This window comes from Microbacterium sp. NPDC087665, from assembly GCF_044743285.1.
Classification (GTDB): domain Bacteria; phylum Actinomycetota; class Actinomycetes; order Actinomycetales; family Microbacteriaceae; genus Microbacterium.
Genome location: NZ_JBIUWD010000004.1, coordinates 527,320 through 553,248, shown reverse-complemented (window position 1 = coordinate 553,248; position 25,929 = coordinate 527,320). Strand labels below are relative to the sequence as shown.

The following is a 25,929-nucleotide window of genomic DNA, read 5'->3' as shown; positions in this document are numbered from 1 at the left end:
CTGGACATGATCAGACCTGACCTCTCCCTTCCGATCCCCGACACGATCACCTCTGCGCACTTCATCGGCATCGGTGGATCGGGCATGAGCGGCCTCGCCCGGATGTTCCTCGATGCGGGCATCCGCGTGTCCGGTTCGGACCGTGCGGACAGCGACAATCTGAGGGCTCTCGCAGCGGCGGGCGCGACCGTGCACGTGGGACACGACGCGGCATACCTCGGTGACGCGGATACCGTCGTGCACACGGGTGCGATCTGGCCCGAGAACCCGGAGTTCGTCACCGCGAAGGAACGCGGACTGCACGTCATCCACCGCTCGCAGGCGCTGCATTGGCTCATCGGCTCTCGCCGGCTGGTGTCGGTCGCCGGGGCGCACGGCAAGACGAGTTCGACCGGCATGATCGTCACGGCCCTGCGCGAGCTCGGAGCCGACCCGCACTTCGTCAACGGCGGCGTGATCGAGCAGCTGGGAACCTCGAGCTCGACCGGTTCCGGCGACCTCTTCGTGATCGAGGCCGACGAGTCGGACGGCACCTTCCTGCTGTACGACACGGCGGTTGCGTTGATCACGAACGTGGACCCCGACCACCTCGACCACTTCGGTTCCGAGGACGCGTTCCACGATGCCTTCATCCGATTCGCGGATGCCGCGACCGAAGCCGTCGTGATCTCGAGCGACGATGCGGGCGCGCTCCGTGTCAGCGCCGGACTGTCGCACCCGAACGTGATCACCTTCGGACAGGCCGATGGTGCCGATCTGCGCGTCACCGAGATCGTGGCCTCCGGCCCCGTGGCGGCGACGCTCACGCGCGGTGGGGAGAGCGTGCGCATGCAGCTCGCCGTGCCCGGCGTGCACAACGCGATCAATGCGGCCGGAGCCGTCGCCGTGCTCCAGTCCCTCGGCTTCGCACTCGTCGACGCAGTGCGGGCCGTCGAGGGCTTCGCCGGGACCGTTCGTCGGTTGGAGCAGCACGGCATCGCACGCGGTGTCAGCGTCTACGACGACTACGCGCATCACCCGACCGAGGTCCGCGCGGCGCTCGAGGCGATGCGCAGCATCGCGGGATCCGGGCGCATCATCGCGATCCAGCAGCCGCACACGTATTCCCGTACCCAGCACATGTACCAGGAGTTCGCCGACGTCCTCGAGACCTACGCAGACCACACGGTCATGCTCGACGTGTACGGTGCCCGCGAAGACCCCGTGCCCGGAGTCACCGGACAGCTCGTGAGCGGTGCGTTCCACGACCCGTCGAACGTGCACTTCGTCGCCGACTGGCAGCAGGCATCCGACTACACCGCACGTGTGGCGGCCGAGGGCGACTTCGTGATCACTCTGGGCTGCGGCAACGTCTACCAGATGATCCCGCAGGTGCTCGAGGCTCTGCGCCGGACCGACGGGGCGTAACCATGCGCCGGCCCGCACCGCTACCGGAGAGCCGGGAGAAGCCGGCTGACGCGGAGAGTGCGTCGGGGGATCGTCCGTCGCGTCGCGGTCGCTCGGCGCCCGAGACCGACGCGTCGATCGTCTCGATCGACGACGGCGCCGCTGAGCAGGCATCGGCGGACCAATCGATCGTCGAGCCCACGTCGACGCGAGAGGTCTGGAGGGCAGCGCGCGCACGTCGCAGGGCCCTGCGCGCGGAGATCCGCCGATTCACTCAGCGCTCCCGGCGCCGTCGGATCATCGGGTGGAGCGTCTTCGGCGCACTGGTGCTGCTGATCGGGGGCAGCGTCGCTGCCGCCTACAGCCCGCTCTTCGCGGTGGAGAAGATCACGGTGGTCGGTGCCACCACGATCGATCCGGCCGTGCTCGAGACGGCCCTCGCCGGTCAGATCGGCACACCGCTCGCTCTGGTCGACAGCAGCGAGATCAAAGCGGCCCTCGTCGGATTCCCCCTCATCGAGACCTATGCGCTCGAAGCGCGACCCCCGCACGATCTCACGGTGCGGATCGTCGAACGCACACCCGTCGGAGTGATCCGATCGGATGCCGGATACACACTGGTCGATGCCGCGGGTGTCGCACTCGCCACGACCACGGATCAGCCTGCGGGGCAGCCGTTGCTCGACATCGCCGGTGGCGTGGATTCGACCGCGTTCGAGAGCGCTGGTCTGGTCATCCGCTCGCTTCCCGCCGATGTGCGGGCGCAGCTGTCGGGTGTGCGCGCGACGACGGCCGACGACGTGACGCTCACGCTCACCACCGGGCTCACGGTGGTGTGGGGGAGCGAGGAGGAGTCCGCGCTCAAGGGCTATGTGCTGGCCAAGACGCTCGCGGCGAAGCCGGATGCGTCCACGATCGACGTCTCGTCTCCGAACGCGTCGGTCGCGGGCTGACGTCTTTCGGCGGGAAACGGGCGACACGCCCGTGTCGCTGCGCGCGCAGGCGGATGCGGCGCATACCTTCGAACAAGAGAACGCAATACCGGGAAATACTTTACACCTCTAGTTGAGGTTTAAGGTTCACCCACTTCCAGGCTCGAAAAACTCGGAGGCCGGCCATGAGCCAGAACCAGAACTACCTCGCCGTGATCAAGGTCGTCGGCGTCGGCGGTGGCGGCGTCAACGCCGTCAACCGCATGATCGATCTCGGTCTCCGCGGAGTCGAGTTCATCGCCGTGAACACCGACGCGCAGGCGCTGCTCATGAGCGACGCCGACGTCAAGCTCGATGTCGGACGCGAACTGACCCGCGGTCTCGGCGCTGGCGCCGACCCCGAGGTCGGACGCCGCGCGGCGGAAGACCACGCAGAAGAGATCGAGCAGGCGCTCACCGGCGCGGACATGGTCTTCGTGACCGCGGGTGAGGGAGGCGGAACCGGAACCGGTGGCGCCCCCGTCGTCGCACGCATCGCGAAATCGATCGGCGCCCTCACCATCGGTGTCGTCACCAAGCCGTTCTCGTTCGAGGGCCGCCGCCGCCAGAGCCAGGCGGAGGCCGGCGTGGTCAAGCTCAAGGAAGAGGTCGACACCCTCATCGTGGTGCCGAACGACCGTCTCCTCGAGATCAGCGACCGCGGCATCTCGATGATCGAGGCGTTCGCCACTGCCGACCAGGTGCTCCTCGCCGGTGTGCAGGGCATCACCGATCTGATCACGACCCCCGGTCTGATCAACCTCGACTTCGCCGACGTCAAGTCCGTCATGCAGGGTGCCGGTTCGGCCCTCATGGGGATCGGGTCCGCCCGCGGCGCCGACCGTGCCATCAAGGCGGCCGAACTCGCCGTCGAATCCCCGCTGCTCGAAGCATCCATCGAAGGCGCGCACGGCGTGCTGCTCTCGATCCAGGGTGGTTCGAACCTCGGTATCTTCGAGATCCACGACGCGGCCGACCTCGTGAAGGAAGCGGCGCACCCCGAGGCCAACATCATCTTCGGTACGGTCATCGACGACACTCTCGGCGACGAGGTGCGCGTGACGGTGATCGCCGCCGGATTCGACAGCGGCGAGCCGACGCTGCGTCTCGACCCCATGGTCGTGTCGCGTCCCGCGGCGACGACGCTGCCCGAGGTCGCTCTCCCCGAAGAGCCGGATCCCGCGTCGACGGGTGAGAAGACCGAGGCCGAGCCGGTGCCGCAGCGCGTCGCGACCACGAGCATCGAGCCGGCCTTCGCCGACGACGACATCGACATCCCCGAATTCCTGAAGTGACCGAGCTGGGAGCGCGGCTGTCGGCGATCGATGCACAGATCGCCGACGCCGCGCGCCTCGCCGGACGCGAGCCCGACGAGATCACCCGCATCGTCGTCACGAAGTTCCATCCGGCATCGCTCGTCCGCGAGTTGCATGCCCTGGGCGTGAGCGAGGTGGGGGAGAACCGCCAGCAGGAGCTCTCCGCGAAGCAGGAGGAGCTCTCGGCTCTCGATCTGCGCTGGCACTTCATCGGGCAGGCGCAGACCAACAAGGCCTCCGCCATTCGACGCAGCGCCGACGTGGTGCATTCGGTCGACCGGATGAAGCTCGCCGATGCGTTGCATCGTGCCGCGGACGACGACCACGTCCTCGATGTCCTGGTGCAGATCAACCTGACGGAAGACGTCGCACGCGGGGGAGTCCCCGTCGCGCAGGCGATCGCCCTGGCGGAGCACGTCCTCTCGCTGCCGTCGTTGCGCCTGCGCGGAGTGATGGCCGTCGCTCCTCTCGATGAGGAGCCGGCATCCGCCTTCGCGCGTCTGCGAGACGTGTCGGACGGCGTGCGTGCCGTGGCTCCCGATGCCGAGTGGATCTCCGCCGGGATGACCGGCGACTTCGTCGAAGCCATCGCCGCCGGCGCGACACACCTGCGAATCGGGTCCGCAATCACGGGCCCGCGCCCCGACCGGGGTTAACCTCTAAAAAGACCATCCCGTATCGTTCGAACCGGAGGACACGATGGGTAACCCGCTGAAGAAGACCATGGTGTACCTCGGCCTCGCCGACGAGGAAGAAGCCTATGAAGAAGAGCAGCAGGCGCCAGCCCGCGCTCATCGAGAGCGCGACCGCGACCGCGACCGTGAAGAGCCGGCTCCGGCTCCCGTCACCCCGCTGCGTCGCCCCGTCGCCGTGCGACAGCCTTCGGTGGGCGCCGTGAACGAGATTCTGACGGTGCACCCGAAGCAGTACCGCGACGCGCAGACGATCGCCGAGAGCTTCCGCGAGGGCGTTCCCGTGATCATCAACCTCTCGCAGATGAGCGATGCGGATGCGCGTCGACTGATCGATTTCGCGAGCGGTCTGTCTCTCGGTCTCTACGGTCGTATCGAGCGCGTGACGTCGAAGGTCTTCCTGCTCTCGCCGGAGAACATCGCAGTGTCGGGCCACGGGGGAATCGCGCACGCAGACGCCGAGTCCGCGGGCTTCGACCAGTCGTAGCCCGTGCAGCTGGTCTCCATAGCAGCGAGCATCGTTCATCTGGTGCTCCTGCTGTATATCTTCGTGCTCTTCGCGCGTCTGATCCTCGACTACATCCCCCTGTTCAACCGGGAGTGGAGACCGAAGGGCTTCGGACTCGTCGTTGCAGAGGCGGCGTACACGATCACTGATCCGCCGATCCGGTTCTTCCGGCGAATCATCCCGCCCCTGCGCATCGGCACACTGTCGTTGGACTTCGGGTTCGCGATCACGATGCTCATCGTGCTGATCCTGATGAACATCGTCCGCCTCTTCATCTGAGCCTGCCGAGTTCCCTTACCCGAGTGTCGCGACATCGCGGCTGCGAGGTGCGGGGACTATGCTGGCTCCCAGGTGCGCGCCCCGGGTTCGCGCCACTTCATGACCATGCCATATCGAAAAACTGGCAACCGAACTCATCGAAAGAGGAGCCATCATGGCACTTACCCCGGATGACGTCGTCACCAAGCAGTTCCAGCACGTCCGCTTCAAGGACGGCTTCGACCCCGACGAGGTCGACGACTTCCTCGACGAGATCGTCATCGAGTGGCGCAAGGCGCTCGAAGAGAACGTCGAGCTGAAGGCCAAGCTGGCCGCGTACGAGTCTGGCGCGACGCCCGCTGCCGAGCCGGCCGTCGAGGCACCTGCCGCCGAGGTCGCCGCTCCCGCACCCGTCGTCGAGGCACCGCAGGAGCCGGCTCCGTCCGGATCCGCCACCGCCACGGCCGGAATCATCGAACTCGCGCAGCGTCTGCACGATGAGCACGTCGCCGAGGGTGAGGCGAAGCGCAACCAGCTCATCGCCGACGCCGAGAACGAGGTGAACCGCATCCGCAGCGAGGCCGAGGCCAAGCAGCGCGAGGAATCGGCTCGTCTCGAGCGCGAGCGCAACACGCTCGAAGCGCGCATCACCGAGCTCCGCAACTTCGAGCGCGACTACCGCTCGCAGCTGCGCGGATACATCGAGGGTCAGCTCCGCGACCTCGACGAGAAGTCGGCATCGACGGACTCGACGCCTGTCTCCGCGATCGGACTGTAGGTCGTAGGTCTTGACCCGACGTCTCCCGCTTCGTCGGTCGGCGGCCGGCGCGATCGTTGCGATTCTCGCAGCGATCGTGCTGGCCGCCGATCAGTTTGTGAAGTACCTCACCACCGAGAACCTCCCCTACCAGGAGCCGGTTCCGGTACTCGGAGAGTTCCTTCAGCTCTATTACGTCCGCAATCCCGGAGCCGCGTTCTCGCTGGGCTCCGAGGTGACCTGGATCTTCACGATCGCTCTCGCCGTCGTGGCCGCTGTGATCGTCTGGAAGGCCTTCGGGCTCAAGTCCCGCCTCTGGGCCGTCGTGCTCGGATGCCTGCTCGGCGGCGTCCTCGGAAACCTGGGCGACCGGCTCTTCCGTGACCCCGGCTTTCCGGTCGGTCATGTCGTCGACATGATCTCGATGCCGTGGATGATGCCGGCGATCTTCAACATCGCCGATGTGTTCATCGTCACGGGCATGATCTCGGTGGCGCTGCTCGTCGTCTTCGGCCTCCGGTTCGACGGAACGCGGGAGCGCGATCACGCTCCCGTCGAGACCGACGAAGACGCTGAGGCTGCTGCTGCGGTGGAAGACGCGCGCTGACGGTGGAATCGCGATCGCTTCCCGTCCCCGACGGCCTGGAGGGTGTGCGCGTCGATGCCGCACTCGCCAAACTGCTGGGCTTCTCCCGCACATTCGCCGCGGACGTGGCGATCGCCGGTGGGGTCCGCCTCGATGGCGTGACGCTCGACAAGTCCGATCGCCTGCGCGGTGGCGCATGGCTCGAGGTCGAATGGCAGCCGAAGGAAGAACCACGGATCATCCCGATCGCGGTCCCGGACCTCGGCATCGTCTTCGATGACGACGACATCGTCGTCGTCGACAAGCCGACGGGGGTCGCGGCGCACCCCTCGCTCGGCTGGGAAGGGCCGACCGTCATCGGAGCCCTCGCTGCTGCGGGATTCCGGGTCGCGACGAGCGGCGCGGCGGAGCGTCAAGGAGTCGTGCACCGATTGGACGTCGGGACGAGCGGCCTCATGGTCGTCGCCAAGACCGAAGAGGCCTACACGAACCTCAAGCGCGCCTTCAAGGAGCGCACTGTCGAGAAGATCTACCACGCGGTCGTGCAGGGGCATCCGGATCCGCTGGCGGGAACGATCGACGCACCGGTCGGACGCCACCCGAATCACTCGTGGAAGTTCGCCGTCATCCCCGATGGCAAGCCGTCCGTCACCCACTACGAAACCCTCGAGGCGTTCCCCGGTGCCTCTCTCCTGGAGATCCACCTCGAGACCGGCCGTACGCATCAGATCCGCGTTCACATGGCCGCCCATCGGCATCCGTGCGTGGGCGATCCCCTCTACGGGGCCGACCCCACGCTGTCGGCGAGGCTGGGTCTGGCCCGACAGTGGTTGCACGCCCACCAGCTCGGGTTCGCGCACCCGATCACGGGGGAGTGGGTGCAGTTCCAATCGCCCTACCCGGACGATTTCCAGCACGCGCTGGCGGTGCTGCGGGGCGAGTAGCCGCGCGTCGCTCTGGCGGATGTCCCCGGGCTGAGCGACACTGGCGCCATGAACATCGAGGTGCGGCCGGCGACCGAGTTCGACGACGTCGCGACGCTGGTGGGTCCCAAGAAGCCGACGTCCAACGTCTGCTTCTGCCTCAGCTATCGGGTCGGCAACAAAGAGAACCTCGCGCTACGGGGCGCGGCGCGCGCCGATCGTGTGCGTCAGCTCTGCCAGGAGGACCCGCCGCCCGGGGTGGTCGCCTACCTCGATGGAGAGCCCGTCGGATGGGCAGCGGTGCACCCCCGACGCGACACGAGCTTCGCGACCAATCGTCTGATCCCGCACGTCGACGAGGCCGACGTCTGGTCGCTCTGGTGTTTCCGCGTCCGTCCGGGGCATCGCAAGCAGGGGCTGACCCATGCGCTGATCGAAGGCGCCGTGGCGTTCGCGCGCGAACGGGGGGCGCCCGCGATCGAGGGGTACCCGGTCGACAACGGCCCGGAGCGCGTGAATCTGACGATGGCGTATGTGGGGACGCGGGCGCTGTTCGAGAGCGCCGGCTTCGCGAAGGTCGCCGACACCGGCTCGGTGCTCGACGGATTCCCGAGGGTCCTGATGCGACTCGATCTGGGGTGAGCATCGGCCTCGGATGTCGTCGGTCGAAAGTAGACTTGAACCCATGGCATCCGACTCCTTCGTCCACCTGCACGTGCACAGCGAGTACTCCATGCTGGACGGTGCGGCGAAGATCAACGCGATGACACAGGCGGCCGCCGACTACGGCATGCCGGCGATCGCGGTCACCGATCACGGCAACACGTTCGCGGCGTTCGAGTTCTACAACGCGGCGAAGAATGCGGGTGTGAAACCCATCATCGGGCTCGAGGCGTACATGACACCCGGCACGCACCGCAGCGACAAGACGCGCGTGCAGTGGGGCTCGCCCGACCAGAAGAGCGACGACGTCTCGGGTGCGGGCGCCTACACCCACATGACGATGTGGAGTCAGAGCACCGAGGGCATGCACAACCTCTTCCGGATCAGCTCCCGGTCCAGCATGGAGGGCTACTACTTCAAGCCCCGCATGGACCGCGAGCTTCTCCAGACGTACGGCAAGGGGCTGATCGCGACGACCGGATGCCCGTCGGGCGAGGTGCAGACCCGTCTGCGACTGGGGCAGTACGACCAGGCCAGAGCCGCGGCCGCCGAGTTCCAGGACATCTTCGGCAAGGAGAACTACTTCGCCGAGATCATGGACCACGGTCTCTCCATCGAGCGACGGGTGATGACCGATCTTCTGCGGCTCTCGAAAGATCTCAGCATCCCGCTGGTCGCCACGAACGACTCGCACTACACGCATCAGCACGAGGCCGATGCGCACGAAGCACTGCTCTGCGTGCAATCCGGATCCACGCTCGATGACCCGAACCGCTTCAAGTTCGACGGTGACGGCTACTACATCAAGACCGCCGCTGAAATGCGTCAGCTGTTCCGCGACCACCCCGAGGCCTGCGACAACACGCTGCTGATCGCGGAGCGCTGCGAGGTCGAGTTCAACACCGCGGCGAACTACATGCCGCGATTCCCGGTGCCCGACGGCGAGACCGAAGACAGCTGGCTCGTCAAAGAGGTGGAAGAGGGTCTGCACTACCGCTACCCCGGCGGCATCCCCGACAAGGTCCGCAAGCAGGCCGAGTACGAGACCGGGATCATCCTGCAGATGGGTTTCCCCGGGTACTTCCTCGTGGTCGCCGACTTCATCAACTGGGCCAAGGACAACGGCATCCGCGTCGGGCCGGGGCGTGGCTCCGGTGCCGGTTCCATGGTCGCCTACGCCATGAAGATCACCGATCTCGACCCGCTCGAGCACGGCCTCATCTTCGAGCGTTTCCTCAACCCCGACCGTGTCTCCATGCCCGACTTCGACGTCGACTTCGATGACCGTCGCCGCGGCGAAGTGATCGACTACGTGACGAAGAAGTATGGCTCCGAGCGCGTGGCGCAGATCGTCACCTACGGCACGATCAAGTCCAAGCAGGCGTTGAAAGACGCAGGTCGCGTCCTGGGCTTCCCGTTCAGCATGGGCGAGCGACTCACCAAGGCGATGCCGCCGCCCGTGATGGGCAAGGATATGCCGCTCGACGGCATGTTCGATTCCGCGCACCCTCGCTACAAGGAGGCGAGCGAGTTCCGGGCGCTCATCGAGACCGATCCCGAGGCGAAGACCGTGTTCGACCGCGCGCTCGGACTCGAAGGTCTGAAGCGGCAGTGGGGCGTGCACGCCGCCGGCGTCATCATGTCGTCCGATCCGCTTCTCGACATCATCCCCATCATGAAGCGCGAGCAGGACGGCCAGATCGTCACGCAGTTCGACTATCCGTCGTGCGAGGCTCTGGGTCTGATCAAGATGGACTTCCTGGGGTTGCGCAACCTCACGATCATCTCCGATGCGCTCGACAACATCCGCCTGAACCGGAACGAAGAGCTCGATCTCGAGCACCTTCCCCTCGACGATCGCGGTGCCTATGATCTGCTCGGCCGCGGCGAGTCACTCGGCGTGTTCCAGCTCGACGGCGGGCCGATGCGTTCGCTCATGCGACTCATGAAGCCTGACAACTTCGGCGACATCTCGGCTCTCATCGCGCTGTACCGTCCCGGGCCCATGGGCGCGAACTCGCACACCAACTACGCCCTGCGCAAGAACGGTCAGCAGCCGATCACCCCGATCCATCCGGAGTTCACGGAGTCGCTGGCCGACATCCTGGAGGAGTCCTACGGTCTGATCATCTACCAGGAGCAGGTCATGGCCATCGCCCAGCGCGTGGCAGGCTTCTCGCTCGGTCAGGCAGACATCCTGCGCCGCGCGATGGGAAAGAAGAAGAAGTCCGAGCTCGACAAGCAGTTCGCGGGTTTCCAGGCGGGCATGCACGCCAACGGGTATTCGGACGGCGCCGTGAACGCGCTCTGGGAGATCCTGCTCCCGTTCTCCGACTACGCCTTCAACAAGGCGCACTCCGCCGCCTACGGTGTGGTCTCCTACTGGACCGCCTATCTGAAGGCGCACTACCCGGCCGAGTACATGGCCGCGCTGCTCACGAGCGTCGGCGACTCGAAGGACAAGATGGCGCTCTACCTGAACGAGTGCCGCCGCATGGGTATCAAGGTGCTTCCGCCCGACGTCTCGGAGTCGATCAACTTCTTCGCCGCCGTCGGAGACGACATCCGCTTCGGGCTCGGCGCGGTGCGCAACGTGGGCAGCAACGTCGTCGACGGGATCGTCACGGCCCGCAAAGACGAGCGTTTCTCCTCCTTCCATCACTTCCTCGACAAGGTTCCGCTCCACGTCGCCAACAAGCGCACGGTCGAGTCGCTCATCAAAGCCGGCGCGTTCGACACCATGGGCGATTCGCGGCGCGCGCTTCTCGAGGTGCATGAAGACGCCGTCGAGGCGGCTGTCGATCGCAAGCGCAACGAGGCCCAGGGAGCGATCGGGTTCGATTTCGACAGCCTGTACGACGGGACCGAAGAGGTGGCGCCCGCCAAGGTCCCGGTGCGCCCGGAATGGACCAAGAAGGACAAGCTCGCCTTCGAGCGCGAGATGCTCGGGCTGTACGTCTCCGACCATCCGCTCGCGGGGCTCGAGGTGCCGCTCGCGAAGCACGCCTCGATCTCGATCCACGACCTGAACAACTCGGAAGACCTGCAGGACGGCGATCAGGTGACCGTCGCCGGACTCGTCACGAGCGTGCAGCACCGTGTCGCCAAGGCGAGCGGTAATCCGTACGGCATGATCACGGTCGAGGACTTCAATGGCGAGGTCACCGTGATGTTCATGGGGAAGACCTACACCGAGTTCCAGCACATCCTTCAGCAGGACGCGATTCTCGCGGTCCGGGGGAGAGTCTCCCGACGCGACGACGGTCTCAACCTCCATGCGCAATCGGCATTCGCTCCGGATGTGGGCTCGTTCGACGCCGCGGGCCCGCTCGCGCTTGTGCTCGCCGAGCAGCGTGCCACGGAGCGCGTCATGAACGAGCTCGCCGAGGTTCTTCGTCGCCACAACGGCGATACCGAGGTCGTCCTCCGGGTCCACCGCGGCGGCACGGCCAAGGTGTTCGAGGTGCCGATGCCGGTGAAGGTGACCGCTGATCTCTTCGGTGACCTCAAGTCACTGCTCGGACCGGCCTGCCTGGGCTGAGCGGGTAAGATCAGGACGCGTCGGAAGCGCGCGTTCAGTGGCGCATCATGACGAAAGGAAGACGATGAGTACCGATATCCCCGAAAACGCGGATGCCGAGAACGACGCGTTCCTCGACGACGACGGCGTCCTCTACGACGACGAGGTCACGCCCGAGGTGGGAGTGCTCGGGTTCACCCTCCGAGAGCTGCTGATCGTCTCAGCCTGGCTCGTGGGTTTCGTCGTCTCGTTCTTCCCCCTCATCGGGGGAGTGTCGATCTGGGGCGCAGGAATCCAATGGATCCTCCCCATCGGCGTTCCGACCGCAGCGGTCTTCCTGATCGTGCTCCGACGGTTCTCCCCGGAGGGGATCCGCCGTGTCGGGTCCCTCGGCATCGACCAGTTCGCCTCGGTGGCCTTCTCGGTCTCCGCTGTCACCTGGGTGGCGAGCCTGTGGGCCGCGATCGCGAGTGTCATCGAGTTCGGCGTCTGGACGTTGAACTGGACCGGGATCGTGCAGCTCCTCGTCGCTCTCGTGCTGGTGGTTCTCACCGTGTTCGCGCCGCTCATCCCGGCGTTGAAAGAGGACTTCCACGGGCGCCTGGTCACACTGGCGCATCGCAACGCGAACCCCGTCCGCCCGGTGGTCGCGCGACCGCGCACCGTCGCCGCGCCCGCCTCGGAAGCCAATGAGTCCTTCGCTCCCGCAGAGAGCCCCGCACCCGTCGTCGAGGCTGAGGAAACCTCCGCTCCGCCGGTCTTCGTGGCCGACGACGAACGCTCGGGCCACCTCGCGACCGATGAGATCGCGCGCTTTGACATCCCCGACCAGTTGCCCCTCGCTGCCCACGCGTCGGGCGGAGGAACCGGAACCGAGCAGTCGACCTCCGACGATGCCTATGTCCCGACGTACTCACGACGTTCGCGCAACCCGGAGATCATCTCGGACACCGGTGAAATCGAGTCCTTCCTCGCCGATGCCGCAATCGATTCGCCGTCGCCGACGCAGGTCCACCCGGATGAGGTCACGGACGTCGTCGCGGACGACGAGAGTGCCGCAGAGCCGCGAATCGATGCGGTGATCGACACCGAGGCCACGCATCCGCGCGAGCCCGTACCGGTGGCGCAGCCCTTCTGGATCCTCGCGCCGTCCGAACGTGACGTGCACGATGAGCGTGGCGCGCCCCTGTTCCGCATCGGCCCGCACGCCTGGGCGCTCGTCATCGAAGATCGCGGCGGCGCATTCGTGGTACGCCACGACGACGGCCGCATCGGGTACCTCCACGACATCTCAGACATCACGAAGGGTTGACGGTGCGAACCATCGATCTGCGAGGGCGCGAGCTCTCGCCCGCAGACATGCTCGCCGCCGTGCCGCGGGCCACCCAGGCGCGCGCAGAAGCGCTCGACACCGCCACGCGTCTGGTCGACGACGTCCGCGAACTCGGGGAAACGGCGCTCCGCGACCAGGCGGAGCGGTTCGACCGTGTCAGCGGACACGACATTCGCGTGCCCGCCGACCACCTGGCCCAGGCGCTCGAGTCCCTGGCGCCGGAGGTGCGCGCGGCGTTGGAAGAAGCGATCCGCCGTGTGCGCCTGGCGTCGGCGGCGCAGGTTCCCGCCGAGCGGACGACGCAGATCGGTGACGGCGCGCGTATCGTGCAGCGCTGGCAGCCCGTCCACCGTGTCGGCGTCTACATCCCCGGCGGCAAAGCCGTCTATCCGTCGAGTGTGGTGATGAACGTCGTCCCCGCGCAGGTCGCGGGTGTCACGCAGATCGCGCTCGCCTCGCCGCCGCAGGCTGATCAGGACGGCCGGATCCACCCGACGATCCTCGCAGCGGCAGCGCTACTCGGTATCAGCGAGGTCTACGCCATGGGTGGTGCCGGTGCGATCGGGGCCTTCGCATGGGGCGTTCCCGCCGTGGGTCTCGACCCGGTCGACGTGGTGTCCGGCCCCGGCAACAACTACGTGGCCTCTGCGAAGCGCGCGGTCGCCGGCGTCGTCGGTACGGACTCCGAGGCCGGTGCGACCGAGATCCTGGTCGTCGCCGATGCGTCGGCGGATGCTCGGCTCGTCGCCGCCGATCTCGTCAGCCAGGCAGAGCACGACGAGCAGGCTTCGGCCGTGCTCGTGACAGACTCCGCGGAGTTGGCGACGGCGGTCGCGACCGAGATCGAGCGACAGGCCGCTGCGACGCGGCACAGCGCCCGCGTTGCAGCCGCGTTGAGCGGCCCGCAGTCGGCCATCGTCCTGGTCGATGGCCGCGAGATGGCGACGGCGTTCAGCAATGCCTACGCGCCGGAGCACCTGGAGCTCCACCTGCACGATGCCGAGGCCGCGGCATCCGCGTTCACCAACGCTGGAGCGATCTTCGTGGGCGATCAGACACCCGTCAGCCTCGGCGACTACATGGCCGGCAGCAACCACGTGCTCCCCACCGGCGGGCAGGCGCGGTACGCGCCGGGACTCGGTTCTTACACCTTCCTCCGCCCGCAGCAGGTGATCTCCTACGACCGCGACGCCCTCGCCGCCGTTCGCGATGGTGTGGTGGCGCTCGCGAACAGTGAAGTGCTCCCGGCGCACGGCGAGGCGATCGAAGCTCGATTCACCGCGTAGGTTAGTCAGATGCACTGTCCCTTCTGCCGTCATCCGGATTCCCGTGTGATCGACTCGCGAACCAGCGACGACGGTCTGTCGATCCGTCGCCGCCGTCAGTGCCCGGAGTGCGGTGGTCGTTTCACGACGACCGAGACGGCCAGCCTCAACGTGATCAAGCGGTCCGGCGTCATGGAGCCGTTCAGCCGCGAGAAGGTGATCTCGGGCGTGCGCAAGGCGTGCCAGGGTCGGCCGGTCACGGAAGCAGATCTCGCCGTGCTCGCGCAGCGCGTCGAGGAGGCCGTCCGGCAGACCGGGGTCTCACAGCTCGACACGAACGAGATCGGCCTGGCCATTCTCGGTCCGCTGCGTGAACTCGACGAAGTGGCGTTCCTCCGCTTCGCGAGCGTGTACCAGGCATTCGATTCGCTCGACGACTTCGAGTCGGCGATCACCGATCTGCGCGCCGATCACGAAAAGGCGAGCGCCTCCGAGAGGTAATCTGGCAGTGATGTATCCGCTGCTCTTTCGCGCTGTCCTCTCGCGCCTCGATCCCGAGTTCGCCCATCATGCCGCCATGGCAGTGATCCGAGTGCTCGGAGTGCCGCCCTTCGCCTGGGTGACGCGCTCTCTGACGACCCCCGACCCCTCGCTCCGCGTCGATGCGTTGGGTCTGACGTTCCCCTCGCCGTTCGGCATCGCGGCGGGCTTCGACAAGAACGCTGTCGGGGTGCGGGGATTCGCCGCCCTCGGTTTCGGTCACGTCGAAGTCGGTACGATCACGGCCATCCCGCAGGACGGGAACCCGAAGCCCCGCCTGTTCCGCCTCGTCCCCGATCGCGCCGTCGTCAATCGCATGGGCTTCAACAACAAGGGGGCGGATGCCGCGGCCCGCCGTCTGGCACGTCTGCGTCGCGGTGCGCCGGACACCGTCATCGGAGTGAACATCGGCAAGAGCCGCGTCGTCGACGTCGAAGACGCGACCGCGGACTACGTCTCCTCGGCAACGCGCCTCGCCCCGCTCGCCGACTATCTCGCGGTCAACGTGTCGTCGCCGAACACGCCCGGGTTGCGCGGGCTGCAGGCCGTCGAGACACTCGCGCCTCTCCTGCGCGCCGTGCGGGATGCGTCGGGCTCCACGCCGCTGCTGGTGAAGATCGCCCCCGATCTGTCCGACGAGGAGATCACGGCGATCGCGCAGATGGCGGTGGCGGAGGGACTCGCGGGCATCATCGCGCACAACACGACGATCAGCCGTGACGGTCTTCGCACGGATCCGGCGATCATCGAGGCGGCGGGAGCAGGCGGCCTGTCCGGCGCCCCACTCAAAGAGCGATCGCTTCAGGTGCTCCGTGTCGTCCGCGCCGCGGTGCCCGAGGACTTCTGCGTCATCGCCGTCGGGGGAGTGGAGACGGCATCAGACGTCGACGAACGTCTCGCGGCCGGAGCGACTCTCGTTCAGGGGTACACGGCGTTCCTCTACCGGGGCCCGCTGTGGGCGCGGCAGATCAATCGTGGGCTCGCGCAGCGCTGAGCACGAGCATCCCCCGGTAGACGAAAGACGCCTCACAGCCCGCAGGGCGTGAGGCGTCTTCGTTCTGTACGTCGGTTCAGGCGGGGTACTGGCCGCGCTTGACCTGGGGCTTCGGGAGGCGCATGAAGCGCATCTGCAACGAACGCATCGCGGCGTACCAGCCAAGGCCCCGCTCCATGCGCTCCTGCCCGAACTTGGCGGCGACCTTGCGCTTCACGCGCATGCCCAGAAGGATCATGCCGCCGATCGCGATCACGAGGTACGCCATCATGACGAGGTAGGCGTAGTACGAGACCAGGGTGCTGAACGGCACGAGCGTCGCGAGGATCACCAGGACCATGACGGCCATGACGAACTCGGCGGGATGCCAGCCGGAATCCACGTAGTCGCGCACCCACTTGCGCTGCGGTCCCTTGTCGCGTGCCGGGAGGTACTTGTCTTCACCGGCCGCCATTCCTGCCTGGGCGCGGGCGCGTCGCTCGTTGAGCTCGGCGCGGGCGGCAGCCTTGGCTTCCTTGGTGTTCGCGACGAGCGGGCGTCGGCGCGCAGCTTCCTGCTCCGCACGGCTCGGCGTTGCGCGCCCCTTTCCGACGGCGGGCGTCTCGGGGGCGTCGTCGTTCGTCGACGGGGATACAGGAGTAGTGGCCACGAGATTCCTCGGTTCGCTGACGGTGGATCACCTTAAGATTACTCGCATGACCTCTGCTGTGATTCCCCCTGCCCCCGAAGCCGACATCCTCGAGGCGGTGGCGACCGGAAATCCCGCGGCGCTGTCCGACCTGGGGCATCTCGTGCGCATCCCCGGGATGGCGTGGCCGGCGTTCGACCAGACGCAGCTCGAGCGCAGCGCCGAGGCGGTGGCCGCTCTCGCCCGCGACACCGGGATCTTCGACGAGGTGCGTGTGCTCCGCGCGGCGATCCCCGGAACCGACGAGCACGGACAGCCCGCCGTCCTGGCGACGCGCGCGGCTCGCAACGGGCGTCCGACGATCCTCCTGTACGCGCACCATGACGTGCAGCCTCCCGGTGACGATGCGCTGTGGGAGACGCCGCCCTTCGAACCGACGGTGCGCGACGGACGCCTCTACGGTCGCGGCGCCGCCGACGACAAGGCCGGAATCATGGCCCACATCGCCTCGATCCGGGCGGTGTCCGAAGTGATCGGAGACGATCTCGACCTCGGCATCGCGATGTTCATCGAGGGCGAGGAGGAGTACGGATCCCGCTCGTTCGCCCAGTTCCTCTCCGACAACAAGGAGGCACTCCGCGCCGATGCGATCGTCGTCGCGGACTCGGGCAACTGGGACTCGGTGACACCGGGACTGACAGTTTCGCTGCGCGGCAACGCCCGCTTCACGATGCGCGTCCGCACGCTCGACCACGCATCGCACTCCGGGATGTTCGGGGGAGCGGTGCCCGACGCGATGATGGCGACCGTCACGTTGCTGTCGACGCTCTGGAACGACGACGGCTCGGTGGCCGTCGAGGGACTCGTGCAGAGGGATTCCCCGACGCCGGAGTACACCGAAGCCACGTTGCGTGACGAGGCCGGTCTGCTCCCGGGCACCGCCCCGATCGGCGACGGGACGATCCTCAGCCGGATCTGGAACAAGCCCGCCGTCACCGTGATCGGTATCGACGCCACCAGTGTCGACGCCGCATCCAACACACTCCTTCCCGAGGTCACCGTCGTGATCAGCTCGCGCGTCGCGCCGGGCCAGAGCGGACAGGATGCCTACGACGCTCTGGAGCGGCACCTTCGGGCGCACGCCCCGTTCGGCGCCGAGCTGACGTTCTCCGACGTCGACCTCGGCGACGGCTTCCTCGTCGATGCCTCCGGCTGGGCCGTCGGATTGACCAGGGACGCGATGCGCGACGGCTACGGCGTGGCGCCGGTAGATCTGGGGGTCGGGGGATCGATCCCGTTCATCGCGGACCTCGTGCGCGAGTTCCCCGAGGCGCAGATCCTGGTCACGGGCGTCGAGGATCCGCACTCCCGCGCCCACAGCCCGAACGAGTCGCTCCACCTCGACACCTTCCGCAACGCGGTGGCGACCGAGGCGCTCCTCCTGGCTCGGATGAACGCGCTCACGCTGCCGTTGTGACCGTCCGTCGCACGGTTCTCTCCCGATCTCGCCGACTTCGCCGGGGGCGACGGTAGAATTGCGGGGAAAGCCGTGCGACTGCGGCCCGTCACAAGGAGCGACATGAGCGACACCACACTGACCTCTGACACCACACTGACCCCTGCGCCCGCGCAGGCCCACGGCATCAGCCTCACGGACGCCGCCGCCACCAAGGTGAAGAACCTGCTCGAGCAGGAGGGACGCGACGATCTGCGTCTTCGCGTCGCCGTGCAGTCCGGCGGATGCTCGGGACTGATCTACCAGCTGTACTTCGACGAGCGCTACCTCGAAGGCGACGAGACCGTCGACTTCGACGGTGTCGAGGTCATCGTCGACAACATGAGCGTGCCGTATCTCGACGGCGCATCGATCGACTTCAAGGACACGATCTCGGAGCAGGGCTTCACGATCGACAACCCCAACGCCGCGGGCAGCTGCGCCTGTGGAGACAGCTTCCACTGATCGAAAACGGTTCGTCAACCTGCGTGGTTGGCATGAATCAGGTGTGAGGTTGCCCTAGACTTGGGTGTGCCCTGTCCGCAATCTGAAAGGTGCATCGTGCCCTCGAAACGCCGCCTTCGTTGGGCCGCACTCCCCCTGGGAGTCGTGGCAGTCGTGGCCCTAGCGGGATGTACCACCACCGAGTTGAATGGCTACCTTCCGGGCTTCGTGGATGACGGCCCCGCCGCCACGAACCAGACCGAGCGAGTGTCCTCGCTGTGGGTCAACTCCTGGATCGTCCTCCTCGCTGTCGGCGTCATCACGTGGGGCCTCATGGCCTGGGCTGCGATCGCCTACCGCCGCCGCAAGGGCCAGACCGGCCTCCCGGTGCAGATGCGCTACAACATGCCGATCGAGATCTTCTACACGATCGTGCCGCTGATCCTCGTGCTGGGAATGTTCTTCTTCACCGCTCGCGACCAGACGGAGATCGAGGCGAAGTGGGACGACCCCGACGTCGAGATCACGGCGATCGCCAAGCAGTGGGCGTGGGACTTCCAGTACGACGCCGAAGACGACGATGACACCGTGTGGACCATGGGCATCCAGGCTCAGCCCGACAAGGACGGCAACATCGACCAGTCGCAGCTGCCGACGCTGGTGCTCCCGGTCGACCAGAAGGTCACGATCAACCTGCAGTCTCGCGATGTCATCCACTCCTTCTGGATCATCGACTTCCTTTACAAGAAGGACATGTACATCGGCAAGGACAACTCGTGGTCCTTCATCCCCACCCGCGTGGGCGAGTACGCAGGCAAGTGCGCCGAGCTCTGCGGCGAGTACCACTCGATGATGCTCTTCAACGTCAAGGTCGTCGAGCAGGACGAGTACGACGCCTACGTCGAGTCGCTCAAGGAGAAGGGCAACACGGGAGACATCACCGACGAGTACGACCGTCTCTCGAACTTCCCCGGCACCACCCCGAAGACCGACTCCGAAGAAGGAGAGGAGTAAGCCATGTCGACCACTGAAGCACCCCGCACCGACGAGGCGAACCGCTCCCGCCCGACGACCCTGCCCGCACGCCAGGCCGCTCTCATGAGCTCCTCGCGCGTCGAGCAGAAGGGCAACATCGTCGTCAAGTGGATCACCTCCACCGACCACAAGACCATCGGGTACATGTACCTGATCGCCTCTGTGCTCTTCTTCCTCCTCGGCGGCGTGATGGCCCTCGTCATCCGCGCCGAGCTCTTCGCGCCGGGAATGCAGATCATCCCGACGAAGGAGCAGTACAACCAGCTGTTCACAATGCACGGCACGATCATGCTGCTGATGTTCGCGACGCCGCTGTTCGCCGGGTTCGCCAACGCGATCCTCCCGCTGCAGATCGGAGCGCCGGATGTGGCGTTCCCGCGTCTGAACGCCTTCGCCTTCTGGCTCTTCCTCTTCGGCTCGACCATCGCGGTCGCCGGCTTCCTCACCCCGCAGGGGGCGGCATCGTTCGGTTGGTTCGCCTATCAGCCGCTCGCCAGCGCGTCGTTCTCGCCGGGTGTCGGCGGAAACCTGTGGATGGTCGGTCTGGGCATCTCCGGATTCGGAACGATCCTCGGTGCCGTGAACTTCATCACGACCATCATCACGATGCGCGCACCGGGTATGACGATGTGGCGCATGCCGATCTTCTCCTGGAACACGCTCGTCACGAGCCTGCTCATCCTGATGGCCTTCCCGGTGCTCGCTGCCGCGATCTTCGCCGCCGCCGCCGACCGCATCCTCGGCGCGCACATCTACGACCCGGCCAACGGCGGTGTCCTGCTCTGGCAGCACCTGTTCTGGTTCTTCGGTCACCCCGAGGTGTACATCATCGCGCTGCCGTTCTTCGGCATCGTCTCCGAGATCTTCCCGGTGTTCAGCCGCAAGCCGATCTTCGGATACAAGACGCTCGTGTACGCGACGATCGCGATCGCCGCCCTGTCCGTCGCCGTGTGGGCTCACCACATGTACGTGACCGGCTCGGTACTCCTGCCGTTCTTCGCCCTCATGACGATGCTCATCGCGGTTCCGACGGGTGTGAAGATCTTCAACTGGATCGGCACGATGTGGCGAGGGTCGGTTACGTTCGAAACACCCATGGTGTTCGCGCTGGGCTTCCTGGTCTCGTTCGTCTTCGGCGGTCTGACCGGTGTCATCCTCGCGGCTCCGCCGCTGGACTTCGCGCTCTCCGACTCGTACTTCGTCGTCGCGCACTTCCACTACGTCGTCTTCGGAACCGTCGTCTTCGCGATGTTCGCGGGCTTCTACTTCTGGTGGCCGAAGTGGACCGGACGCATGCTCAACGAGCGTCTCGGCTACGTGCACTTCTGGTTGCTGTTCATCGGCTTCCACATGACGTTCCTCATCCAGCACTGGCTCGGTGTCGACGGCATGGTCCGCCGCTACGCGGACTACTCCGAAGCGGATGGCTGGACCTGGCAGAACCAGGTCTCCACGATCGGTGCGATCATCCTCGGTGCGTCGATGCTGCCGTTCTTCCTGAACGTGTGGATTACGGCACGCAAGGCGCCGAAGGTCACGGTCAACGACCCGTGGGGCTATGGAGCATCGCTCGAGTGGGCGACCTCGTGCCCGCCGCCCCGTCACAACTTCACGTCGATCCCGCGCATCCGCAGCGAGCGCCCGGCCTTCGACCTGAATCACCCCGAGGCTGCGGAGTTCGCCACGACGGCTCCCGGCGAGCGAGAGGTTCACTAAGCCATGCGCGACAACGTCATTCTCTGGTGGGTCCTGACCGCGTTCTTCGCCCTCGTCGGCGTCGTCTACACGGGATGGCACATCCTCGCCACGCCCGACGACAACTTCGCGATGCGGATCGAGTGGGTCGGAACGACCGCTTTGTTCTTCGCGGCCTTCATGGGCGCGATGGTCGCCTTCTACCTCGACCGCACGCACAACGCGCAGGGCGGTGAGCTGCCGGAGGACATCCTCACGTCGGACATCGACGATGGTGACCCCGAGCTCGGCGAGTTCAGCCCCTGGTCCTGGTGGCCCATCGTTCTCGCCGCCTCGGCTGGCGTGTTCGTCGTGGGGCTGGCTGTTGGTCACTTCCTGCTGCCGATCGGCCTGGCGATCTTCGCCGTCGCGATCGTCGGCTGGGTCTACGAGTACTACCGCGGCAACTTCGCCCGCTGATCCTCACCACGGAAGAAGGCCGCTGGGATTCGTCCCGGGGGCCTTCTTCGTTGTCGTGGGGTGATCGTCGTCAGGCGCGTGTGCGGATGCGTGCGATGCCCGTGAGCGGGTCGACGGGACGTCGGTGTATTCCGTCGGCATCTTCGACGGGGTAGCCCTCCCGCACCCAGTACTCGAAACCGCCGATCATCTCGCGCACGGAGTAGCCGAGTCGAGCGAAGGCAAGGGCGCCCTTCGCGCCGGCGTTGCAGCCGGGGCTCCAGCAGTAGACGACCACCTGTGCATCGGGGGGAATCTCTGACGCCGCCCGCTCCGGGATCTCGCTGTAGTGCATGTGGATCGCGCCCGCGACGCGCCCCTGCGCCCAGGCCTCGTCGGATCGCACGTCGACGATGACGAAGGGCGCTCCGCTTTGCATGTCTGCGTAGACGTCGCTGGCGTCGGTCTCAGAGGCGAGTTTGGCGGCGTAGTAGTCGGCTGGGTCGATCATGCTCTCAGCCTAGGAGTGCGCTGCCTGTCGTCACCGCCGTCTTACGGACGCCGTCCCACGTTTTCCTGTCAGCGTCGAGCCGCGGGGTCGAGTTCGACGGTCATCTGCACGCGGCGCCCGTAGCGGTCGAGACCGAGTGCCGACTCGGTGTCGACGAGCTCGCGCAGGAAGGGGGTCTCGGGAATGCTCTCCAAGAAGCCGCACGAAGCGTAGAACGGCGCGTTCCACGGCACCTCTGCGTACGTACGCAGGGTCACTCGGCTGTAGCCGCGCTCTCGTGCCTCCTCGAGCGCTGCGATGACGAGATCGCGACCGTGTCCCTGTCTGCCGGCGGAAGGGACGACGGAGAGCTGTTCGAGGTGCGCATGACCATCGACATCGAGGACGTGGACGAAACCGACGGGGGAGTGCGAGGTCTCCTCTTCGACGACGAGGAGGAATCCCGGCGAGGCGAGGCGCGATACGCCATCGCCCGCCGGTGGCCAGGACCAGGCCCCCAGAGCGTCGATGAGCAGAGCATCCGCTGCCGTCTCGACCGACTGGATCATCTCTGCGTCGGAGGCCTCCGCGTGTCGAATCGCCCCGCTCATCGCTCGTCGTCCTTCACCGCGGCGATCGCTTCGATCTCGACCAACTGGTCGTCATAGCCGAGCACGGTCACCCCGAGAAGCGTGCTCGGCACGTCGTGAGAGCCGAACGACGCGTGAATGACGTCCCACGCGGTGACGAGGTCTGCTTGGTGTGAGGAGGCGACGAGTACGCGCGTGCTGATGACGTCGTCCAGGTTGGCGCCGGACGCATGCAACGCTGCCGTCAGGGTCTCGACGCAACGGGCAGCCTGGGCGGCGTAATCGCCGGGTGCGGTGGTGGAACCGTCATCTTCCAACGGGCAGGCGCCTGCGAGGAAGATGAGACGGGAGCCGGCCGGTGCGGTGGCAGCGTAAGCGTAAGGCGCATCGGCGAGGACTTCGGAACGGATGAGTCGGACTGCAGACGTCATGCCCCCATCTTTCCACGGGGAAATGAAAGGGCCCTGTCCGTGTGGACAGGGCCCTTTCATGCGGGGGAATGGCGTTACTCGCCGTCCTCCGACTTGTTCTTACGAGGCTTCTTCGCCGGCTCGGTGGCGATCACCGTGCTCGGGGTGTTCGGCGTCTCGTCGACGTGATCCTCCGACGTGGTGAGCGGAGCATCCGGGAATCCGGCGCGCTCGTGAGCGCCCTGGATCTCGGCCGTCTCGGTCTCGTCGTTGTGCGAGGTGACATGGTGCTGGTGTGCATCAGCCGCATCGATCTCGCCCTGCGTGAGCGGCGCGAGTCGATCCTCGAAGAACCAACGAGACATCGAGGATCGGAGGTTCTCCGTCCAGGAGATGCGTCCCTTGGCGTTCGGGCGCACGACGAGAGGCTCGTATCCGTCGACGTCGATGAGCTTCCAGCGGTCGTAGGTGTCGACCGGCTGGTGCACCTCGATGAACTCGCCACCGGGGAGACGCACGATGCGGCCCGACTCGTATCCGTGCAGGACGATCTCGCGATCCTTCTTCTGCAGCGCGATGCAGATGCGCTTCGTCACGAAGTAACCGAGGATCGGTCCGATGAACAGAAGAGCCTGGAGGGCGTGAATCACACCTTCCATCGTGAGCATGAAGTGCGTCGCGATGAGGTCGGAGGATGCCGCAGCCCACAGCACCGCGTAGAAGATGACGCCGGCCACGCCGATGGCGGTACGGGTCGCTGCGTTGCGGGGACGCTGTGCGATGTGGTGCTCGCGCTTGTCGCCCGTGATCCACGCCTCGATGAAGGGGTAGATCGCGACGGCGACGATGAACAGACCCAGAACCGCGACGGGCACGAGGATGCCGAGCGACAGCGTGTGATCGAGGAAGACGATATCCCAGTTCGACGGTGCGAGACGCAGAGCGCCGTCGGCGAATCCGATGTACCAGTCGGGCTGGGTTCCTGCGGAGACGGGGGAGGGGTCGTACGGTCCGTAGTTCCAGATTGGGTTGATCTGGAAGAACGTCGCGATCAGCACGATCGTGCCGAAGACGATGAACAGGTAGCCGCCCATCTTCGACATGTACACCGGCATCATCGGGTAGCCCACGACGTTGTCGTTCGTGCGCCCGGGGCCGGCGAACTGCGTGTGCTTGTTGATGATCATCAGCATCAGGTGCACGACGATCAGAGCGATGACGAGCATCGGCAGCAGAAGGATGTGCAGGGAGTACAGCCGTCCGACGATGTCGGTACCCGGGAACTCGCCACCGAAGATGATGAACGAGGTCCACGTGCCGATGAGCGGGATGCCCTTGACCATGCCGTCGATGATGCGGAGACCGTTGCCCGAGAGCAGGTCATCGGGGAGCGAGTAGCCGGTGAAGCCCTCGGCCAGAGCCAGGATGAAGAGCACGAAGCCGATCACCCAGTTGAGCTCACGCGGCTTGCGGAACGCGCCCGTGAAGAACACGCGGAGCATGTGCACGCCGATGCCGGCGACGAAGACGAGCGCAGCCCAGTGGTGGATCTGGCGTACGAGAAGACCGCCACGCAGATCGAACGAGATGTGCAGCGACGACTCGAGCGCGGCGGACATCTCGATGCCGCGCATCGGGGCGTACGCACCCGTGTAGTGGGTCTCGACCATCGACGCCTGGAAGAAGAACGTCAGGAAGGTTCCGGAGAGGAACACGACGACGAAGCTCCACAGGGCGATCTCGCCGAGCATGAAGGACCAGTGGTCAGGGAAGATCTTGCGACCGAGCTCCTTGACGAAACCGGAGAGGCTGGTGCGCTCGTCGATGTAGTTCGACGCGGCGCCGACGAATCGGCCGCCGAGGGGCGCCTTGTTGTCCTTGTCCTCTTTGGACAGCGTTGCGGTGCTCAATGGCGCTCCCAGAAGCTCGGGCCGACAGGCTCGGTGAAGTCACTGCGAGCGATGAGGTAGCCCTCGTCGTCGACGGTGATGGGCAGCTGAGGCAGCGGACGCGCGGCCGGGCCGAAGATGACCTTGGCGTGATCCGTCACATCGAACTGCGACTGGTGGCAGGGGCAGAGGAGGTGGTGGGTCTGCTGCTCGTACAGTGCCACGGGGCATCCGACGTGCGTGCAGACCTTCGAGTACGCGACGATGCCGTCGTACGACCAGTCCTTGCGGTCCTCGGCCTCGATGAGCTGCTCCGGACGGAGGCGCATCATCAGCACGATGGCCTTGGCCTTCTCCTCGAGGTACCCGTCGTGGTGGCTGAGCTCAGCCAGGTCGGCGGGGATCACGTGGAATGCAGAACCGAGGGTGACATCTGCAGCGCGGATGGGAGTGCCGTCCGGGTCGCGGACGAGGCGCATCCCTTCGTCCCACATCGTGTGCTTGAGAAGGTGTACCGGGTCGCCCGCGTAGGGGTCTTCCGGGGTGGCGTGCGGAGCGAGACCGCGGAAAAGGGTCACACCCGGAATGATCGATGCGACGACCGCTGCGAAGAGCGAGTTGCGGATCATTGTGCGGCGTCCGAAACCGGACTCCTCGTTCGCCTCGGCGAAAGCCTGAATAGCCGCCTCGCGCGTCGAGTCCTTGCCACGCGTGGGGTGGCGGTACTCGATGTGCTCCTTGTCGGACATCAGCGCCTTCGACCAGTGGATCGCTCCGAGGCCGAGGGAGAGTAGCGCGAGCGCGATGCCCAGACCGATGAAGAGGTTGTTCTGGCGGATGTCGATGAGTGCGCCACTCTCGATCGGGAAGAGCATGTAGGCGGCGACCGCCCAGATGCTGCCCGCGAGCGAGAGGTAGAACAGGGTGTAGACCGTCCGGACGGCGGCCTTCTCTGCGCGGGGATCCTTATCGGTCATCCGCGCGCGGTGCGGCGGCAGCCCCGGGTTCTGCACAGGGTCGCTGACTGCGACGCCCAGCCCCGGAGAGGGCTGGTAGGCCCTGTCAAGAGCCTTCGAGTCGTCGTCGTGTGCCATGGTGCTCCT

Annotated in this window: 26 protein-coding genes; 20 read left to right on the top strand and 6 right to left on the bottom strand. The window is 66.2% G+C overall.

The annotated features are described in order from the left end of the window. The first annotated feature begins 6 nt into the window (after positions 1-6). The 15 genes from murC (at position 7) to ACIOSY_RS12485 (ending at position 15,712) form a co-directional block, all read left to right on the top strand. Positions 7-1,407, top strand: coding sequence for a UDP-N-acetylmuramate--L-alanine ligase (murC, locus tag ACIOSY_RS12555; protein ID WP_400853669.1), 1,401 nt, complete (start codon positions 7-9; stop codon positions 1,405-1,407). 2 nt (positions 1,408-1,409) lie between these two features. Further along, entirely contained in the window at positions 1,410-2,339 is a 930-nt protein-coding gene (locus ACIOSY_RS12550; protein ID WP_400853667.1) for an FtsQ-type POTRA domain-containing protein, read from the top strand. 164 nt (positions 2,340-2,503) lie between these two features. Further along, positions 2,504-3,652, top strand: a complete 1,149-nt coding sequence (gene ftsZ / locus ACIOSY_RS12545; protein ID WP_400853665.1) for a cell division protein FtsZ — start codon at positions 2,504-2,506, stop codon at positions 3,650-3,652. Continuing rightward, a complete protein-coding gene (locus ACIOSY_RS12540) occupies positions 3,649-4,329 on the top strand; it encodes a YggS family pyridoxal phosphate-dependent enzyme (protein ID WP_400853663.1) in 681 nt (226 codons plus the stop codon). The genes ftsZ and ACIOSY_RS12540 overlap by 4 nt, the downstream gene beginning before the upstream one ends. Before the next feature lie 43 nt (positions 4,330-4,372). After that, positions 4,373-4,852: a cell division protein SepF gene (locus ACIOSY_RS12535; protein ID WP_400853661.1), complete on the top strand. Its 480-nt coding sequence runs from the start codon at positions 4,373-4,375 to the stop codon at positions 4,850-4,852. A gap of 3 nt (positions 4,853-4,855) precedes the next feature. After that, positions 4,856-5,152, top strand: coding sequence for a YggT family protein (locus tag ACIOSY_RS12530; RefSeq protein ID WP_400853659.1), 297 nt, complete (start codon positions 4,856-4,858; stop codon positions 5,150-5,152). 154 nt (positions 5,153-5,306) lie between these two features. Next, entirely contained in the window at positions 5,307-5,909 is a 603-nt protein-coding gene (locus ACIOSY_RS12525) for a DivIVA domain-containing protein (protein ID WP_400853657.1), read from the top strand. Between the two features lie 10 nt (positions 5,910-5,919). After that, positions 5,920-6,495: a signal peptidase II gene (gene lspA / locus ACIOSY_RS12520; protein ID WP_400853655.1), complete on the top strand. Its 576-nt coding sequence runs from the start codon at positions 5,920-5,922 to the stop codon at positions 6,493-6,495. Between the two features lie 2 nt (positions 6,496-6,497). Beyond that, positions 6,498-7,418: an RluA family pseudouridine synthase gene (locus ACIOSY_RS12515; RefSeq protein WP_400853653.1), complete on the top strand. Its 921-nt coding sequence runs from the start codon at positions 6,498-6,500 to the stop codon at positions 7,416-7,418. A gap of 48 nt (positions 7,419-7,466) precedes the next feature. Beyond that, positions 7,467-8,039, top strand: coding sequence for a GNAT family N-acetyltransferase (locus ACIOSY_RS12510; protein WP_400853651.1), 573 nt, complete (start codon positions 7,467-7,469; stop codon positions 8,037-8,039). Between the two features lie 43 nt (positions 8,040-8,082). Continuing rightward, positions 8,083-11,601, top strand: coding sequence for a DNA polymerase III subunit alpha (gene dnaE / locus ACIOSY_RS12505; RefSeq protein ID WP_400853649.1), 3,519 nt, complete (start codon positions 8,083-8,085; stop codon positions 11,599-11,601). Between the two features lie 64 nt (positions 11,602-11,665). Further along, positions 11,666-12,892 (top strand): hypothetical protein, encoded by a 1,227-nt coding sequence (locus ACIOSY_RS12500; protein WP_400853647.1) that lies wholly within the window; start codon positions 11,666-11,668, stop codon positions 12,890-12,892. A gap of 2 nt (positions 12,893-12,894) precedes the next feature. Beyond that, positions 12,895-14,199, top strand: coding sequence for a histidinol dehydrogenase (hisD, locus tag ACIOSY_RS12495; RefSeq protein ID WP_400853645.1), 1,305 nt, complete (start codon positions 12,895-12,897; stop codon positions 14,197-14,199). 9 nt (positions 14,200-14,208) lie between these two features. Further along, positions 14,209-14,679, top strand: a complete 471-nt coding sequence (nrdR, locus tag ACIOSY_RS12490) for a transcriptional regulator NrdR (RefSeq protein ID WP_400853643.1) — start codon at positions 14,209-14,211, stop codon at positions 14,677-14,679. A gap of 10 nt (positions 14,680-14,689) precedes the next feature. Further along, on the top strand, positions 14,690-15,712 hold the full coding sequence (locus ACIOSY_RS12485) for a quinone-dependent dihydroorotate dehydrogenase (protein ID WP_400853641.1): 1,023 nt from the start codon (positions 14,690-14,692) through the stop codon (positions 15,710-15,712). A 76-nt stretch (positions 15,713-15,788) separates the two neighbouring features. On the opposite strand, the gene ACIOSY_RS12480 is transcribed toward ACIOSY_RS12485, so the two are convergent. After that, positions 15,789-16,361 (bottom strand): DUF3043 domain-containing protein, encoded by a 573-nt coding sequence (locus tag ACIOSY_RS12480; protein WP_400853639.1) that lies wholly within the window; start codon positions 16,359-16,361, stop codon positions 15,789-15,791. A gap of 46 nt (positions 16,362-16,407) precedes the next feature. Here ACIOSY_RS12480 and ACIOSY_RS12475 point away from each other — a divergent pair, with 46 nt between their 5' ends. From ACIOSY_RS12475 to ACIOSY_RS12455, 5 genes are all read left to right on the top strand, one after another. Continuing rightward, positions 16,408-17,817, top strand: coding sequence for a dipeptidase (locus ACIOSY_RS12475; RefSeq protein WP_400853637.1), 1,410 nt, complete (start codon positions 16,408-16,410; stop codon positions 17,815-17,817). 102 nt (positions 17,818-17,919) lie between these two features. After that, on the top strand, positions 17,920-18,300 hold the full coding sequence (gene erpA, locus ACIOSY_RS12470) for an iron-sulfur cluster insertion protein ErpA (protein WP_400853635.1): 381 nt from the start codon (positions 17,920-17,922) through the stop codon (positions 18,298-18,300). Positions 18,301-18,396: 96 nt separating this feature from the next. Next, entirely contained in the window at positions 18,397-19,293 is an 897-nt protein-coding gene (gene coxB, locus ACIOSY_RS12465) for a cytochrome c oxidase subunit II (RefSeq protein ID WP_400853633.1), read from the top strand. Positions 19,294-19,296: 3 nt separating this feature from the next. Next, on the top strand, positions 19,297-21,030 hold the full coding sequence (ctaD, locus tag ACIOSY_RS12460; RefSeq protein WP_400853631.1) for a cytochrome c oxidase subunit I: 1,734 nt from the start codon (positions 19,297-19,299) through the stop codon (positions 21,028-21,030). A gap of 3 nt (positions 21,031-21,033) precedes the next feature. Beyond that, positions 21,034-21,468, top strand: a complete 435-nt coding sequence (locus ACIOSY_RS12455; RefSeq protein ID WP_400853629.1) for a cytochrome c oxidase subunit 4 — start codon at positions 21,034-21,036, stop codon at positions 21,466-21,468. Between the two features lie 70 nt (positions 21,469-21,538). Here the strand turns inward: ACIOSY_RS12455 and ACIOSY_RS12450 are convergent, their stop codons facing one another. From ACIOSY_RS12450 to ACIOSY_RS12430, 5 genes are all read right to left on the bottom strand, one after another. Then, positions 21,539-21,958, bottom strand: coding sequence for a rhodanese-like domain-containing protein (locus tag ACIOSY_RS12450; protein ID WP_400853627.1), 420 nt, complete (start codon positions 21,956-21,958; stop codon positions 21,539-21,541). 68 nt (positions 21,959-22,026) lie between these two features. After that, the gene (locus ACIOSY_RS12445; protein ID WP_400853625.1) at positions 22,027-22,548 is read right to left on the bottom strand and encodes a GNAT family N-acetyltransferase; all 522 of its coding nucleotides are present in this window, start codon (positions 22,546-22,548) and stop codon (positions 22,027-22,029) included. Further along, positions 22,545-22,958: a RidA family protein gene (locus ACIOSY_RS12440; protein WP_400853623.1), complete on the bottom strand. Its 414-nt coding sequence runs from the start codon at positions 22,956-22,958 to the stop codon at positions 22,545-22,547. The genes ACIOSY_RS12445 and ACIOSY_RS12440 overlap by 4 nt, the downstream gene beginning before the upstream one ends. A 74-nt stretch (positions 22,959-23,032) precedes the next feature. Next, complete coding sequence (locus ACIOSY_RS12435; RefSeq protein WP_400853621.1) at positions 23,033-24,847, bottom strand: cytochrome bc complex cytochrome b subunit; 1,815 nt, start codon at positions 24,845-24,847, stop codon at positions 23,033-23,035. Continuing rightward, a complete protein-coding gene (locus tag ACIOSY_RS12430; protein WP_400853619.1) occupies positions 24,844-25,920 on the bottom strand; it encodes a Rieske 2Fe-2S domain-containing protein in 1,077 nt (358 codons plus the stop codon). The genes ACIOSY_RS12435 and ACIOSY_RS12430 overlap by 4 nt, the downstream gene beginning before the upstream one ends. Between the last annotated feature and the right edge of the window lie 9 nt (positions 25,921-25,929).

Excerpts from the sequence above, each read along its gene's own strand:
- erpA (WP_400853635.1), top strand. The coding sequence starts at position 17,920 with ATGAGCGACACCACACTGACCTCTGACACCACACTGACCCCTGCGCCC.
- ACIOSY_RS12485 (WP_400853641.1), top strand. The coding sequence starts at position 14,690 with ATGTATCCGCTGCTCTTTCGCGCTGTCCTCTCGCGCCTCGATCCCGAG.
- murC (WP_400853669.1), top strand. The coding sequence starts at position 7 with ATGATCAGACCTGACCTCTCCCTTCCGATCCCCGACACGATCACCTCT.
- dnaE (WP_400853649.1), top strand. The coding sequence starts at position 8,083 with ATGGCATCCGACTCCTTCGTCCACCTGCACGTGCACAGCGAGTACTCC.
- ACIOSY_RS12475 (WP_400853637.1), top strand. The coding sequence starts at position 16,408 with ATGACCTCTGCTGTGATTCCCCCTGCCCCCGAAGCCGACATCCTCGAG.
- ACIOSY_RS12455 (WP_400853629.1), top strand. The coding sequence starts at position 21,034 with ATGCGCGACAACGTCATTCTCTGGTGGGTCCTGACCGCGTTCTTCGCC.
- ACIOSY_RS12525 (WP_400853657.1), top strand. The coding sequence starts at position 5,307 with ATGGCACTTACCCCGGATGACGTCGTCACCAAGCAGTTCCAGCACGTC.
- ACIOSY_RS12445 (WP_400853625.1), bottom strand. The coding sequence starts at position 22,548 with ATGAGCGGGGCGATTCGACACGCGGAGGCCTCCGACGCAGAGATGATC.
- ACIOSY_RS12500 (WP_400853647.1), top strand. The coding sequence starts at position 11,666 with ATGAGTACCGATATCCCCGAAAACGCGGATGCCGAGAACGACGCGTTC.
- ACIOSY_RS12440 (WP_400853623.1), bottom strand. The coding sequence starts at position 22,958 with ATGACGTCTGCAGTCCGACTCATCCGTTCCGAAGTCCTCGCCGATGCG.
- ACIOSY_RS12510 (WP_400853651.1), top strand. The coding sequence starts at position 7,467 with ATGAACATCGAGGTGCGGCCGGCGACCGAGTTCGACGACGTCGCGACG.
- nrdR (WP_400853643.1), top strand. The coding sequence starts at position 14,209 with ATGCACTGTCCCTTCTGCCGTCATCCGGATTCCCGTGTGATCGACTCG.
- ctaD (WP_400853631.1), top strand. The coding sequence starts at position 19,297 with ATGTCGACCACTGAAGCACCCCGCACCGACGAGGCGAACCGCTCCCGC.
- ACIOSY_RS12535 (WP_400853661.1), top strand. The coding sequence starts at position 4,373 with ATGGGTAACCCGCTGAAGAAGACCATGGTGTACCTCGGCCTCGCCGAC.
- ACIOSY_RS12450 (WP_400853627.1), bottom strand. The coding sequence starts at position 21,958 with ATGATCGACCCAGCCGACTACTACGCCGCCAAACTCGCCTCTGAGACC.
- ACIOSY_RS12430 (WP_400853619.1), bottom strand. The coding sequence starts at position 25,920 with ATGGCACACGACGACGACTCGAAGGCTCTTGACAGGGCCTACCAGCCC.
- ACIOSY_RS12550 (WP_400853667.1), top strand. The coding sequence starts at position 1,410 with ATGCGCCGGCCCGCACCGCTACCGGAGAGCCGGGAGAAGCCGGCTGAC.
- ftsZ (WP_400853665.1), top strand. The coding sequence starts at position 2,504 with ATGAGCCAGAACCAGAACTACCTCGCCGTGATCAAGGTCGTCGGCGTC.